11 protein-coding genes are annotated in these 14379 nt (G+C 72.3%); 3 read left to right on the top strand and 8 right to left on the bottom strand.

Features of this window, described 5'->3' with window-relative positions; translation table 11 throughout:
• Nucleotides 1-3 precede the first annotated feature (3 nt).
• Entirely contained in the window at nt 4-1107 is a 1104-nt protein-coding gene (locus tag J7F03_RS27425; RefSeq protein ID WP_214954057.1) for a hypothetical protein, read from the top strand.
• A 16-nt stretch (nt 1108-1123) separates the two neighbouring features.
• Nucleotides 1124-1945 (top strand): glycosyltransferase family A protein, encoded by an 822-nt coding sequence (locus J7F03_RS27420; RefSeq protein ID WP_214954055.1) that lies wholly within the window; start codon nt 1124-1126, stop codon nt 1943-1945.
• Between the two features lie 10 nt (nt 1946-1955).
• On the opposite strand, the gene J7F03_RS27415 is transcribed toward J7F03_RS27420, so the two are convergent.
• Nucleotides 1956-2954, bottom strand: a complete 999-nt coding sequence (locus J7F03_RS27415) for a glycosyltransferase (RefSeq protein ID WP_214954053.1) — start codon at nt 2952-2954, stop codon at nt 1956-1958.
• On the bottom strand, nt 2870-4948 hold the full coding sequence (locus tag J7F03_RS27410; protein ID WP_214954051.1) for an O-antigen ligase family protein: 2079 nt from the start codon (nt 4946-4948) through the stop codon (nt 2870-2872). The genes J7F03_RS27415 and J7F03_RS27410 overlap by 85 nt, the downstream gene beginning before the upstream one ends.
• Before the next feature lie 80 nt (nt 4949-5028).
• Between J7F03_RS27410 and J7F03_RS27405 the strand changes: the two genes are divergently transcribed.
• On the top strand, nt 5029-5718 hold the full coding sequence (locus J7F03_RS27405) for a hypothetical protein (RefSeq protein WP_214954049.1): 690 nt from the start codon (nt 5029-5031) through the stop codon (nt 5716-5718).
• An 86-nt stretch (nt 5719-5804) separates the two neighbouring features.
• On the opposite strand, the gene J7F03_RS27400 is transcribed toward J7F03_RS27405, so the two are convergent.
• Genes J7F03_RS27400 through J7F03_RS27375 form a run of 6 tightly spaced genes read right to left on the bottom strand, consistent with a single transcriptional unit; the run spans nt 5805 to nt 14310 of the window.
• A complete protein-coding gene (locus tag J7F03_RS27400) occupies nt 5805-6851 on the bottom strand; it encodes a glycosyltransferase (RefSeq protein ID WP_214954047.1) in 1047 nt (348 codons plus the stop codon).
• Entirely contained in the window at nt 6848-10144 is a 3297-nt protein-coding gene (locus J7F03_RS27395; protein ID WP_214954045.1) for a DUF4082 domain-containing protein, read from the bottom strand. The genes J7F03_RS27400 and J7F03_RS27395 overlap by 4 nt, the downstream gene beginning before the upstream one ends.
• Nucleotides 10145-10179: 35 nt before the next feature.
• Nucleotides 10180-11295: a DegT/DnrJ/EryC1/StrS aminotransferase family protein gene (locus J7F03_RS27390; RefSeq protein ID WP_214954043.1), complete on the bottom strand. Its 1116-nt coding sequence runs from the start codon at nt 11293-11295 to the stop codon at nt 10180-10182.
• The gene (locus J7F03_RS27385; protein WP_214954041.1) at nt 11292-12119 is read right to left on the bottom strand and encodes a NeuD/PglB/VioB family sugar acetyltransferase; all 828 of its coding nucleotides are present in this window, start codon (nt 12117-12119) and stop codon (nt 11292-11294) included. Before J7F03_RS27385 ends, J7F03_RS27390 begins: the two co-directional genes overlap by 4 nt.
• The gene (locus J7F03_RS27380; protein ID WP_214954039.1) at nt 12116-13282 is read right to left on the bottom strand and encodes a DegT/DnrJ/EryC1/StrS aminotransferase family protein; all 1167 of its coding nucleotides are present in this window, start codon (nt 13280-13282) and stop codon (nt 12116-12118) included. Before J7F03_RS27380 ends, J7F03_RS27385 begins: the two co-directional genes overlap by 4 nt.
• Nucleotides 13279-14310, bottom strand: a complete 1032-nt coding sequence (locus tag J7F03_RS27375; RefSeq protein ID WP_214954037.1) for an NAD-dependent epimerase/dehydratase family protein — start codon at nt 14308-14310, stop codon at nt 13279-13281. The genes J7F03_RS27380 and J7F03_RS27375 overlap by 4 nt, the downstream gene beginning before the upstream one ends.
• Nucleotides 14311-14379: the final 69 nt, after the last annotated feature.

Genomic DNA, 14379 nt, shown 5'->3' with positions numbered 1-14379 from the left:
ACCGTGGCACGTCACCGCAGGCGCCTGTTATGGGCCTGGCTGTCGGCCGGGATCCTGCTGGTCGCCGTACTGGCCCTCTACCAGGCGGAGCGGACGGGCATCAGCGAGCCCTCGGCCGGCTCGTGCCCGGCCAGCGCCCCCGAATGTCCCGGCTCGGACTCCCTCCCCACGCCCGCGCCCTCCGCGGACCCGTCCGCTTCGGGCACCCCCAGCCCTTCCGCCACCGCCGCGTCCCCCTCCGCCACTCCCCCGCCGACGAGCAGCGCGCCGCCCGCCGGAACGCCCGTGTGTTCCTCGCCGGGCGCCTGCGGGTTCCCCGACGCGCGCACCACCGGGCCGCGCATCGCGCTGGAGCGGCACGACACCGGGAACATGTCCGTGAAGACCGACGGCACGGTCATCAAGGGCTGGGACATCCACGGTTCCCTGGACATCTACGCCGACGACGTCACCATCATCGACAGCAAGATCACCTCGGCGAACTGGTGGGGCGTCAACCTGCGCCCGGGATTCAAGGGCCTCAAGGTCCTGCGCACCACGATCACCGCGGTACCGGGCAAGGGCCCCGACAACGGGGGCGTCGACTACGCGGTCTCCAACATGGGCGACAGCTCGATCGAGGTCGGCTGGTGCGACATCTCGGTGTTCGGCAACGCCCTGTCCATGGGCCAGGGCAACCTGCACGACAACTACGTGCACGATATCGCCGCCTTCCGCAACCAGGGCGGCGAGTGGCAGCACACCGACGCCGTCATCAGCGGCGGCGGCAACAAGGGCCGGCTGACCATCCGCCACAACACCCTGCTCAACGCGGTCCCGGTCGACCGGGGCGCCAGCGCGGCCCTCGGGCTGTTCGCCGACACCGGTGTGGTCTCCAACGTGGTCGTCGACCGCAACTGGCTGGCCGGCGGGGCGTACGCGCTCTACGGCGGCGGCCCGGGTGCCACGGGCATCCAGGTCACGGACAACGTCTTCTCCACCCAGTACCACCCCGCCGCCGGGACCTACGGGCCGGTCGCCGCCTGGAACTCGGGCGGCGCGGGCAACGTGTGGCGCGGCAACCGGATGAGCGACGGCCGGCCCGTCGTACCCGAACCGGCCCCCTGACGATCGAGAGGACATCATGCGCCGCATCGCCCGGGCCCCCTGGGAGCTGCTCAAGCGGGCCTTCGGCTGGCTGGTGCTCTTCGAGGCCAGGAACAAGCTCCTGCTGGCCCCTTCCGCCGTGCGGCTGCGCCGTTTCGAGGACGCCGAGACCGTCCGGCTGGCCGCTCTCCTCGGCCGGCCGCCGACCGCTCTGGTCGCCACCGTGATCGCCACGCACCGGCGCCCCGAGGCGCTGCGCGCGGCGGTCCGCTCGGCCTTGGGGCAGAGGATGGCCGACCAGGTGGTCATCGTCGTGGACGACGGCGCGGGACTGCCCGAACTGCCTTCGGATCCCAGGCTGTTCGCGGTGTCGCTGGCTCGCAACACGGCCACGGCCGGGGTCGTGCGCAATGTCGGGATCCGGCTGACCCGTTCGCGGTACGTCGCCTTCCTGGACGACGACAACCTGTGGGAACCCGACCACCTGGAGCAGGCCCTCGCGGTACTGGAGCCGGCCGGCGGGCCCGACGCCGTGTACACCGCGCTGCGCAGGGTGCTCCCCGACGGCCGCGAACGGGACGTGCTGTCGGTGCCGTTCGACCGCCGCCGCTCCGCCCACGAGGCCTTCCTCGACACGAACGCCTTCGTGGCGCGCCGCACCCGGTCCCTGTACTTCAGCCGGCTGCGGCGAACGCCCGAGGTGCTGCCCCGCGAGGACTGGGAGCTCGTACGCCGCTACAGCCGCCGCCACGAGGTCCGCCACGTGCCCCGGCCCACCGTCCGCTACCTGGTCAACCCGGAGAGCTTCTACACCGCCTGGGACGGGTCGGCGCCCACGGGGTCCGTGCCCTTCGAGTGACGCGGCCGGATCAGGGTCCCGGGGTCGCGCGCAGCGCGGACCGGCCGGCCAGGGCCCGCGCCGCCGCCCGGCTCGCGGGCCGGCCGAGGACCGCGCGCGAGGTCTCGCGCAGCAGCACGGCCGCGCGGAAGGCGGTGGTGGCCGCCGCCCCGTGCCGGCGCCCGTAGAGCCGTACGCGGTTGAGGGTCAGCAGCGTCCACAGCCGCGGTGACACCTGCGAGTCCCCGCCGAGGTGGACGGCCGCGGCGGCGGGCTCCAGCCGGGTGGCGAAGCCGAGGTCGCCGGCCCGCAGGCAGTACTCGGTCTCCTCCGAGTAAAGGAAGAACGATTCGTCCCAGGCTCCGCAGGCGTCCAGGCATTCCCGGGAGAGCGCCATCAGCGCACCGGTCGCCCAGTCCGCGACGGTGGCCCGCCGGTACGCGGACGGATCGGTGACCAGCTCGCTCCACAGCGGGAAGCGCCCCGCCCGGCGGTTGCCGATCACGGCCTCGCCCAGGGCACGCGTCACGCGCGACTCACGGCGCAGCGAGTAGTGGAGCGTCCCGTCCTCTTCGTGGAGCAGGGGGACGCTGATCCCGACCCGGCCGCCCCCGTCGAGGGGGGCGCCGAGCGCCTCGACGAGGAGTTCGGCGCAGCCCCGCCGCATCCGGACGTCCGGATTGCACACCAGCGCCGTGCCGAAGCCGCCCTCCCACCCTGCGGCGGCCTCCAGGGCCGCGTTCACCCCGGCCGCGTAGCCGGCGTTGCGGCCGGTCTGGACGACCGTCGCCTCCGGGGCGAGTGACCGGAGCAGCTCCACGGTGTCATCGGAGGAGTCGTTGTCGGCGACGACCAGGCGCCAGTCGAGCCCGGCCATGCCCTCCGGCAGCGAGGCGAGGAACTCGGGCAGCACCCGGGCGCTGTTCCAGGTGACGACGACGACGGCTACGGGACCGGCTGTACCCGGTCGGAGCGGCGGGACCGGCCGGCGCGAGGGCGGGCGGCTGGAGGCTGGGCCACTGGAAAGCACGGGGACTCCACGGTTCGGGGCTTCGGCGCGGCGCGCCGGATGAAGCCGAGGTAACTGCCTCCGGCGGCGATCGTCAGGAAGAACATCCCGGCGAACATCGGGAAGCTGAGGGCGTCGAAGGTGGCGGCGCTGACCAGGGCGACGAGGGCCGAGGCGAAGAAGGCCTGGCCGAGCTCCCGGTCGGACTCGCAGGCGGCGAGGCGGCGGACGGCGCCGCCCTGGTGGATTCCGGTGAGGAACAGCGCGAAGAGCGCGACCAGGCCCAGCAGTCCCATTTCCGCGAGGGTCAGCATGTACTGGTTGTCGGTGAAGAAGTAGAGGTCCGGGGTGAAGGTACCCAGGCCCCGCCCGAACAGCGGGCGGTCCTCCAAGTAGGGCACGATCGCGCTGTACTTGACGGTACGGGCCTGGGTGCTGCTGTCGGAGTTCGACAGGAAGGACGCGAAGAGGGTGGTGATCGTGCCGATCAGCCCCGGCACGAGGACCTTGAAGACGGCCACGGAACCCAGCAGCAGGCCGAAGGTGGTCCAGCGCCGCTGCGGCTTCCACCGCGGCACCATCACCAGCACCACGATGAGCGCGCCGATGATGGAGGTCCGCGACACGGTCAGCGGCAGGGCGCCGCCCATCAGTGCCACCGGGGCCCAGCGGCGCCAACGGCTCAGGTGCGCGCGGACCGGATCGAAGGCCTGCTGCACGGCGAAGGGCAGCAGCAGGGCGAGCATGCCGCCGAACTCCAGCGGCTGCGCCGTCGTCGAGCGGGGCCGGGTGAAGGCCCCCCGGTCCAGCGTGGTGATCTGGGCGACGCTCGACTGGAGTCCGGGAATGTTGATCTTTTCGGCGATGTTCGTCGCGGTGAAGAAGTCGTAGTAGCCGATGGCGGCCACCACCGCCCCCATCACGACGGCCCGCCGCAGCAGTACGTCGAGGCGGGCCCGGTCCTGGATGCCGGCCGAGACCAGCACCACCAGCGACACCCAGACGAGCAGCCCGATCAGGCCGCGGTCGGCCCCCAGTACCTCCTTGTGCGAGCTGCCCCTGGAGGCGTTCGCGAGGTAGGAGGCCAGTACCGACACGGTCAGCAGCCACATGGCGACCCGGGGCAGCCGGGTGCCGGGGGCCGGCCGGATCCGGCCGGTCAGCCAGGTCGCGAGGTACCAGAACAGCCCCAGCAGCGCGAACACGTTGGCCGGGGTACCCACACCTCCCAGGCCCGGGAGGGTCAGGTTCGAGGGGATGAAGAAGGCCAGCGCCAGATAGCCGGTGAGCAGCGCGGTGGCGTCCAGCTGCCGGGCCCTGTTGCGCCTGCGCACGCGCGCCTTCGCCCCGCCGGCCGCCCCGTCCGTGCGGGCGGCTTCCGCGGCTTCGGCCGCCTCGCGGCGGCGGCGCAGGGACCCCAGCAGGCTCTCGGTGACGAAGGACAGGGTGAAGCCGGCGACCAGGCCGGCGATGACGACGGCCAGGACCTGCTGGTAACGGCTCTTGAGCTGTGGCTTCGGGGTCTGCGGCAGCACGACCGGGGCGGTCTGCACGAAGTAGGCGGGTTGTACCTTGGCCGCCGCCTGGAGCGCGTTGAGCTGCTCACCGGCGAAGGCGGTGAGCGTGCTGGTCTCTTTGAGCACCTTGGCTCGGTCGGTGCCCGTGACCGTCAACGTGAGCATCGGGCCGGAGGTGTTCGCGGCGAATCCGACCGTGTAGGGGTCGGTGACTCCCAAACCCTGCAGGTCCCGCGCCGCGTCGGCTCCCGACAGGGTTCTGATGAGGACGTCGGCGGTCACGACGAGCGAACCGCCCGCGTTCGAGATGGGGTTGCCGAAGGCCGGGGCCAACTCCGCGACCGCCGTGGAGTCGAGGAGCGCCACCGAGCTCTGCGACTGGTAGGACACGGGCACCGACTGGTACAGGTGCAGACCCGCGAGGAGTCCCATGACCGTCAGGGGCGCCATCACGTACCAGCGGCGCCTGAGTACCGCGCCTATCTCACCGATGTTCACGAACGCCCCCCATGAGGGCCGGGAACCGATGGCGGGCCGACCCGCGTCCTGGGAAGATCGATCACGACGGAAGGAATCCTGTGTCGCCTGGTGAGTTGTTCCGCACGCTGCGCCGCCGCTGGTACGTCCTGGTCCTGGCGGCGGCGCTCGCGGCCGCCGGAGCCCTGCAGGTGCTCCGCCCCACCCAGACGTACGTGAGCTCGGCGATCGTCGTGCTCAAGCCGCCGGTGACCGGCAACCAGCCGAACCAGCTCGCCAACCTGCAGCCGCCGCTCGCCGCCGTCTCCTACGCGGCGGTGCAGCAGCTGGACTCCCCTGGCGGCGCGGCCGAGTTGCGCGCCGCGGGGGTGGAGGGCAAGTACCGGATGATCCCGCGCAACAGCGGTACCAGCGTCACCCCCCGCTATCTGATCCCCTCGCTCCAGGTGCAGGCGGAGCACGTGGACCCCGCCGTGGCCGACCGTTCCGTGCTGAAGGTCGTCGAGGTCTACACCAAGCACCTCTCGGACATGCAGACCGAGCAGCGGATCCCGGCGGCGGCGCGGATGAGCGTGACCCTCCTCGTCCCGCCGACGGCGGTCGCGCAGAGCGGTACCAAGAGCCGTGGCCTGGCCGGGACGGCGCTGCTGGCCGCGGTCGGCGGCGTGGCGTGCGCGCTGTGGACGGATCAGCTCCTGAAGCACCGGGGCCGGCGCCGGCGCGAAGGCGCCGACGCCGGTCCGCGGGAGACGGCCGAGGGCCGTGCGCCCGCGGCCGCGGCGGCCCGCTGAGGTAGCGGGCCGCCGGGCCGGGTGTGCCCCGGGGACGGGGCGGTCGTGCCGATGGTGCGGATGGTGCGGATGGTGCCGAAAATTCATCAAATCCCTCGACGTTTCCAGGACTGCCACCAGAGCCACTCGCGCCCCCGGTCCGCGAAGGCCGAGAGCACCAGCGGCTGGAGGTACGGCATCACGCGCGCTCCGACCCGCCGGCGCCGGCGCAGCGCCGCGTACTCGGCGAGCTCGCTGTAGTCCGGCCTGCATTCGGCGGCGAAGGCCTCCAGGTCCTCGACCGGGACCACCCCGGTGCGCCCCCGGTCGTAGGCGCGGTACGCCCTGCGCAGGGCGTACCGGGCCAGCCGCGTGCGCGCCGCCGCCGACAGCTCGGCTGCCTCGGGGAGCAGGCCGCCGCACTTCTCCAGGACGGAGTCGAAGGCGACGAGGCGCTGGCGCAGGTCGTCGAGCTGCCCGCCGAAGTCCGTGGTGGACATGTTGTTGCCGTGGACGCGGTAGAAGGCCTGGTCGGCCCCCCGGACGTAGCCCACGTCGGCGTGGGCCGCGAGCCGCATCCACATCTCGATGTCGCCGGCGTGCGGAAGCTCCGGGTCGTAGCCCCCGACCTTGCGCTGGAGGCTGGTGCGCACGACCACTTCGGGCGAGGTGATGCACCCGGTGCCCTCCCTGAAGCGCCGCTCCAGCCACCACCGCCCGGGGTAGACCACCGAACCGGTGCTCCGGGTGCGGGCCGCGGGAAGCGGCCCGCCGTGCTGGAACCGCAGCGGCCTGCCGTAGGCGAAGCCGGCCTCCGGGTGGGCGTCCAGCAGGGCCGCGGCGCGTACCAGGGCGCCGGGGACCAGCCGGTCGTCGGCCGAGAGCAGGGCCACGTAATCCCCGTCGGCCCACTCCAGCAAGCCCTCGTTGTAGGTGGCGATGTGACCCCGGTTGCGTTCGTGGACCCGGACCTCGATGCGGGGGTCGGCGGCCGCCAGGGCGCGCGCGACCTCCGCCGAGTCGTCGGGGGACGCGTCGTCGATGATCAGTACCCGTACGTCGACGCCCTCCTGCTCGTCCAGGACGCTCTTGACGCAGTCGGCCAGGAAGCGGCCGTACTTGTAGCAGGGGATCACCACGCTGACCGTGCTCACTGGCCGGACACCTCCGTGGAGCCGGCCGAGAGGCCGGACGGCGCCGTGGTGGTGAAGACTGGGCCGACCCAGTAGTTCACCGATCCGAAGGTGTTGTTCGGGAAGACCGTGCCCGCACCGTACTTGTAGAGGCCGTTGGAGCCGCCGCTGCCGTCGGCCGGCGCGACCAGCGGATAGGAGCGGTGCGCGGCCGTGAAGTACCCGCCGTCCACAGAGTACTTGCCGTTCGGCGCGTGGTACGAGGCCACGTAGGTGGTACCCGCCGTGATGGCCACGGGTGTGGTGAAGTGGAGCTGATGCCAGCCGGACAGGGTCTCGCTGCCGAAAGTTCCGGTGGCCAGGAGGGTGCCGGTGTCCGACCAGAGGCTGCCGGTGTGCGTGCCGGTGTTGCCGGGTCCCTTGTAGAAGGTGATGCCGGTGACGTAGCCACCGACGGTGGACTGGAAGCGGGTGCCCAGTTCGACGGAGTTGGTGTCGTCGCCGACGTTGGCGGTGGTCGGTTCGGTGGCCGGGCCCCACAGGGTGCACGGGCAGTTCACCGTCGGCGGGCTCGCGCTGGTGGTGAAGGTCCAGGTGACCGGCGCGGCCATGGTGTTGCCCCACAGGTCGGCCGCCTGCACCGACGCCGTGTAGGTGGTGTTCAGCACCAGTTCGGTGGACGGGGTGAAGGTGGCGCTGTTCGAGGCGCTGAGGACCTTGCTGCCCGGGACGGTGGCGCCGCCCGGGTCCTTCAGGGTGAACACGAGGGTGTCGGCGTCGACGCCCTCGCTGAAAGTGGCCTTCACCGTTGCCGTGATCGCGGTGCCCGTGGCCGCGGACTGCGGCGTGGTCGCGGTGACCGTGGGCGGTGTCGTGCTCGCGGTGGCGGTGTCCAGGACCGCGTCGACCCAGTAGTTGCTGCCGGACGAGGCCGTGGCCGGGAACCCGCCGGTGCCGCTGTAGCGGTACACGCCGTTGCCGCCGTCGGTACCGCTCTTCAGCGCGGTCAACGGGGCCAGCCCCGCGTCGGCCGAGGCGAAGGTGGTGTCGAAGGAGTAGCCGCCGTTGGGGGCGAAGTAGGAGGCGATGTAGGTGGTGTTGGCCTTGACCGGAACCGGCGAGGAGAAGTTCAGCTGCTGCCAGCCGGACGCCGTCTCGTTGGTGAAGGTGCCCGTGGCCAGACGCTGGCCCGAGCTGCTCCACAGACTGCCGGTGTGCGTACCGGTGTTGGCGGGGGACTTGTAGAAGCGGACGCCCGTGATCGAACCGGGCACCGAGGAGCGGATCTTCACGCCGAGCTCGACGGCGCTGCCGTCACCGGCGTTGACGGTGCCCGGTACGGCGGCGGCCGGCCAGACGGTGCAGGGGCACTGCTGGGGTCCCACGGTCAGCGGCACGGTGGTGGTGGCGCCGATGTTGACGCTGTCGTCCACCGCGCGGACCTTGATCTGCACGGGTCCGGGCGTGGTCGGGGTCCACTTGTAGCTCCAGGACCCGATTCCGGTGGTCGCCTTCCAGGTGGTCCCGCCGTCGGTGGAGACCTCCACGCGGGCCACGACGCCGCCGCCGCTGTCCGCAGAGGTACCCGTGATGGTCACCGGCCGCAGCGCGGGCACCGTGGCGTTCGCCGCGGGGCTGGTCACGGTGATGACCGGGCCGGTGGTGTCGGTGGAGGCGCTCGCCGCCACCAGGTTGCTCTGCAGGGACTTGGGCTGGACCCCCATGTCGGCGAAGATGTTCACCGTCGCCTGCTGCATCCGCTTGTCCTCGGTGACCACCGCGTCGTCCGGGTTGCCCGTCGGCATGTTGGTCAGGCCCCAGGACCACTGCACGGTGCCCGAGCCGAAGACCAGGGCGTGCGAGGTCTGGTCGCGGAAGGCGACCAGGCTGTGCGTCGCGGTCCCGTTCCCGTAGGTGTTCCCGTAGTCGAGGCGGTACTTGCCGTCGTTGATGTCCACCGTGGTGGACGACAGGGCGATCTGCCCGGCCGGGCGCGCCGCGTCCTCCACGTCGCTGTCCCACTCGTAGCCGAGCGTGCCGACGGGGAAGGTGGCGGTCTGGGAGGGGGTCAGGTTGGCGACGGTGGTGTTCCTCCACAGCCGCATCTTGGCGAAGGCTCCGGGCACGGTGATGGCGTCGCTGCGGTAGCCGTTCACGCTGAACAGCGAGCCGGTCACCTGGTTCTGCGGCTGGAAGGGCCGCCCGTTCGTGGCGCTGGCCGGGTCCATGAAGGTGCCCGTCCAGATCCCGCTCGGGTCGGGGATGCCGTTGGGCTGCGGGAAGGAGAGCTTGGTCTCCTTGTAGCAGACCAGCGTCCGGTTGGCCGTGTTGGCCCCGTCGATGCTGGGGGCGAGGCGGGTCTTCCAGAAGACCTCGTTGCCCGCGAAGTACGTCTGGTTGACGCCCGCGTGACGTGCGTTCAGGGCGTTGGTGAACTGGTCCTGGGTCCAGTACTCGTCGTGCCCGGAGGACATGAACACCTTGTGGTTCTGGAGCTGGGTCGCGCCCTTGGTCGACATGTCGATCCCGGACATGTAGCTGACGTCGTACCCGTTGCGCTCCAGCCAGGAGATCATCTGGTACTCGGACCCGTAGATCCCGTTCTCCCCGCCGATGTCCATCGGCCGGTTGTAACTGACCTCGTACGCACGTCCGTCGGGCGCGGGCCCGGCGCCGTCGTACAGGTCCTGGCCGCCGTAGTTGTTGTACGCCTGCCAGGTCTGGTCGCTGGTCTGCACCACGATGTCGGAGTGGCTGGAGTCGTTGCGGACCACGAACGGGTAGGGCATCACGCCGTTGCCGTCGGCCTGGTCGAAGTTCGCCATGTAGAGGCCGGAGACGGCGTCGGAGGGCACTGTCCACGTGGAGGTGACGGGCCAGTTGCCGCAGTCGACCAGGCCGGTGGAGGCCTTGGTGGTGCAGCTCAGCGGGTTGCCTCCCTGCGGGAAGTTCGCCGGGAAGTTCTGGGCGGCCTGGGCGGCGGTCGACATCAGACGGGCCCCGTCACCCCCGTAGTGGCCGAGCCGGTAGACCGACACCTTGTACGGGGTCGGCGACTGGACCTTGAACTGCACGGTCTCGCCCGCCTGGACGCTCATCTGGGCGGTGAAGCCCTTGATGTCGCCGTAGGCGCTGGGCGCGAACCAGTCGGACATCGGTGTGCCCGGCTTGGAGTTCTCGCACACGATCGCGTTCGTGCCGGGACCGCAGGGGTCCGCCGCGTCGGCCACCGCGAACGGAGGTAAGACCGTGGCCATCAGAGCCGAGACCACGGTGAAGAGGCCGTACCGGAGCAACCTTGTCCGTCTGTTCATCTGTACCTCTTTGTGTTTTACGTCAGCACAGTGCGTCAGCGCAGGGCGTCGATGAGCGCGCCCACGACCCTCTGCTGCTCCGCGGGAGTGATCTGCGGGAAGAGCGGGAGGGAGAGCATCCGGTCGGCGGCCTGCTCGGCGTGCGGGAAGTCCCCGCGGCCGTGCCCGAGGTGGCCGAAGGCCGGAGTGAGGTGGACCGGGGAGGGATAGTGCACGCCGGCGCCGATCCCCTCCGCGTTCAGCTTGCCGACGACCGCGTCGCGGTCGGCGTCGTGGACCCGGACCACGTACAGGTGCCACACGTGGACGTTGCCCGGCGCCGTGACCGGCAGGGTCAGTCGTCCGGTGGCCGCCAGGTCGCCCAGGAGCCCGTCGTACCGGGCGGCGGCGGCCCTGCGGGCCGCGTTGCCGTCGGCCAGCCTGGCCAGCTTCGCGCGCAGCACCACGGCCTGCAGACCGTCCAGCCGGCTGTTGAAGCCGGCCACGTCGTGCCGGTACTTGGCGACGCCGCCGTGGTTGGCCAGCGCGCGCACGAGGTCGGCGGTCTCCTCGTCGTCGGTCACCACCGCGCCGGCGTCCCCGTACGCGCCCAGGTTCTTGCCCGGGTAGAAGCTGGTCGCGGCGATCCCGCCCGTGCCGGGGGAACGGCCGTCCCGGGTGGCGCCCTGGCTCTGCGCGGCGTCCTCGACGAGCCTGACGTGCGACGGCAGCCGCTCGGCCAGCTCCGCGGCGGCGGCGCACTGCCCGTACAGGTCGACGGGGACCACCGCGCGGGTGGCCTTGCCGACGGCGTCGAGCGCGGCCTGCGGGTCGATCAGCAGGGTGTCGGGGACGCAGTCCACGAGGACCGGCCGTGCGCCGATCCGGGCCACGGCGCCGGCGGTGGCGACGAATGTGTTGGCCGGCAGCACGACCTCGTCGCCGACGCCCACCCCGCTGGCGCGCAGGGCCAGTTCCAGTGCGTCGGTGCCGTTGGCCACGCCGACGCAGTGGCCGACTCCGGCGAAGGCGGCGTACTCGCGCTCGAAGGCGCGGACCTCCTCACCGCCGATGAAGGCGGTGCCGGCGAGCACGCGGTCGAATCCGGCGCGTATCTCCTCCGCGACCTCGGCGTGCGCGGCTTTCAGGTCGACGAGCGGTATCTGGTTCATCCGGCTGTGCTCCCCATCCGTGTCCCCGGCCTCCGGCCGGTCTCCGACTCATCGGCCCGCAGCTCGTCGAGCGCCGGGCCCCCCGCCTCGCGCAGCCGGCGGGCCGGGCTTCCGGCCCACACCTCGCCGGGCGGCACGTCGGTCAGGACCGTGCTTCCCATTCCGGTCAGCGACCAGGCACCGACCGTGGTGTACTCCCGCACCAGCGCGCCCGCGCCCACGTAGGCCCCCCGGCCCAGCCGTACCCCGCCCCCGAGGCGGACCCCCGAGGCGAGCGTCGCGAAGTCCCCGACCGCGTCGTCGTGGGTGAGGACCGCGTGCGGCATCACCGCCACGTGGGACCCGAGCCGTACGGCCGCGGTCAGCACGCAGTGCGCGAGCAGCACCGAGCCCGCGCCGAGCACGGAGGACTCCGAGACCGCCGCCGTGGGGTGCACCACCGTCGCGTAGCGGCTCTCGGGCAGGGCCAGGCGGCGCACCAGGCGGGCCCGTACGGCGTAGTCGCGCGGGCTGCCGACGCAGACGACCACCCGGGCGGCCGGCATGCCGTGCGCCAGGTCGCAGCCGCCCAGCACCGCCGTGCCGTCGACGTCCCGGCCGTGCAGGGCCGGGTCGTCGTCCAGGTGTCCGGCGAGCCGCCAGCGCGGGGCGCGGCCCAGCCGCCGGTCCGCGGCGGCCGCGTCCCGTACGGCCTGGGCGGTCTCCCGGGCGAAGCCGCCCGCGCCGACGATCAGCAGTTCCGCGGTGTCCGGACCGCTCTGACCGGCCGGACCGCCCTGACCGACCGCGTCGGCCCGCCCGGCCGGCCCGCCCGCCCCGCTCATCCGCCGGCCTGTCCGCGCAGCGCCGCCACCACCCGGTCCTGCTGGTCCCGGGTCATCGTGTGGAACAGCGGCAGGATCAGCGAGTCGCGGCTGATCCGTTCGGTCACCGGCAGCGCCGCCGCCCCGTGCCCGGCGTACGCCGGCTCCAGGTGCGAGGCCATGATCCCGCGCCGGGCGGAGATCCCGGCCTCGGCCAGTACCGCGAGCAGTTCGTCCCGGCCGACCGGGAAGTCCTCGGCCAGCAGCACCCAGTACGACTGGAAGTTGCCCTCGCCGTGTCCGGGGTCCCGGACGGGGCGCAGGCCGGGGATCCCGGCGAGCAGCTCTTCGTAGCGGGCGGCCAGTTCGCGCCGGCGGGCCACGATCGCGTCCAGCTTGCCCAGTTGCACCAGGCCGACCGCGGCCTGGATGTCGGTCATCCGGTAGTTGTAGCCGACCTCCAGATAGCTCTCGGTGATCGGCTTGCTGCTCGCGTGCCGTTGCGCGGCGGACACGTTCATGCCGTGCTCGCGCAGCCGGCGCAGCCGCTGGGCCCACTCGGCGTCGTCCGTGGTCACCATGCCGCCCTCGCCGGTGGTGATCACCTTGCGGGGGTGGAAGGACCAGGCGGCCAGCAGGGCGCCGTGGCCGACCGACTTGCCCCCCACGGTCGCGCCGATGCCGCAGGCGGCGTCCTCCACCAGCGGTACACCCCAGTCGGCGCAGGCCTCGCGCAGGGCGTGCACGTCCGCCGGGACCCCGCCCTGGTGGACGGCGAGCACCGCCTTCGTGCGCGGGGTGCGCACCGCGTCGACGGTGGCCGGGGTCAGGTTCCCGGTGGCTTCCTCGACGTCCGCGAACACCGGGTCGGCGCCCACGTAGCGCACCGCGTTGGCCGTGGCGATGAACGACAGCGAGGGCACGACCACCTCGTCGCCCGGACCGAGGTCCAGTGCGATCAGCGCCAGGTGCAGGGCGGTGGTGCACGAGCTCACCGCGATGCCGTGCTCGGCGCCCACCCGCTCGGCGAAGGCCCGCTCGAACTCCGCGACCCTGGGGCCCTGGGCGACCCAGCCGGAGAGGACCGCGTCGGCGGCCGCCCGCGCCTCGTCCTCGCCGAGCCACGGGATCATGACCGGGATGCGGGCCGGCCCGTCCTGGGCGGGTGCGGTCCCGGCGCTCATCGGCCGGCCTCCCCGGCGGGAACCTCGCCGGCACCGGCACCCGAAGCGGCGGCGGCGGCGTCCGCCGCGCGCTCGGCGCGCCACCAGTCCACCAGGTCCCGCAGTCCCGCGCGCAGGTCGATGTCGGCCGTGAAGCCGAGGCGCTCCGTGGCTCCCGAGGTGTCCGCGAGCCGCCGGGTCACCCCGTTCACGGCGCGGGCCGGCCCGTGTTCCGCCACCATCCCCTCGGCGTCCATGGCCTCCAGCAGGCCGTTCGCCAGGTCGAGCAGGCTGGTCTCCGAGCCGCTCGCGACGTTGAACACCTCGTCGGTCAGGTCGGATTCGGCGGCGAGCAGGTTGGCCCTCGCGATGTCCCTGACGTGGACGAAGTCCATGGTCTGGGTGCCGTCGCCGAGGATCAGCGGCGGCTCGCCCGCCGCGATCCGCTCCATCCACCGGATCAGCACCTCGGTGTACAGCCCGTGGATGTCCATCCGGGGGCCGTACACGTTGAAGTAGCGCAGCGCGACGTAGTCCAGCCCGTACATGGCGTGGAAGCTGCGCAGCACGCCTTCGTTGAAGGCCTTCGCCGCCCCGTAGAAGGTGTCGTTGTTGTACGCGTGGTGGCGCTCGGTGGTCGGGAAGGACTCCGCCATCCCGTACACCGAGGCCGAGGAGGAGGCGATGACCTTGCCCACCCCGGCGGCCGCCGCGGCCTCCAGCACGTTGAAGGTGCCGTCGACCATCACCTCGTTCGCCAGCCTCGGTTCCTCCGCGCACTGGGTGATCCGGATCGCCGCCAGGTGGAAGACCAGGTCGGCTCCCTCGGTCGCCTTGCGCACCGCGGCGACGTCCCGGATATCGCCCTCGACCAGGTCCACCACGCCGCTCGGCAGGGCGCGGGCCAGGTTGGCGGTGCGCCCCCGCACGAAGTTGTCGAGCACCACGATCTCGCGCGCCCCGTTGTCCACCAGCAGGTCCACCAGGTGCGAGCCGATCGTGCCCGCTCCGCCGGTGACCAGAATCCTCTTGCCTCGTACGCTGCTCAACGTCCTGCCCCTACTGAGTCGGTCATGGTGTCACCGGTCGGGCCCGCCGCCGCACCGCGCGCGGCGCCG

This window comes from Streptomyces sp. ISL-43 (assembly GCF_018614195.1).
In the GTDB taxonomy this organism is placed as follows: Bacteria; Actinomycetota; Actinomycetes; order Streptomycetales; family Streptomycetaceae; genus Streptomyces.
The sequence above is the reverse complement of the archived record's forward strand: the minus strand, read 5'-3'. Positions and strand labels throughout refer to the sequence as shown.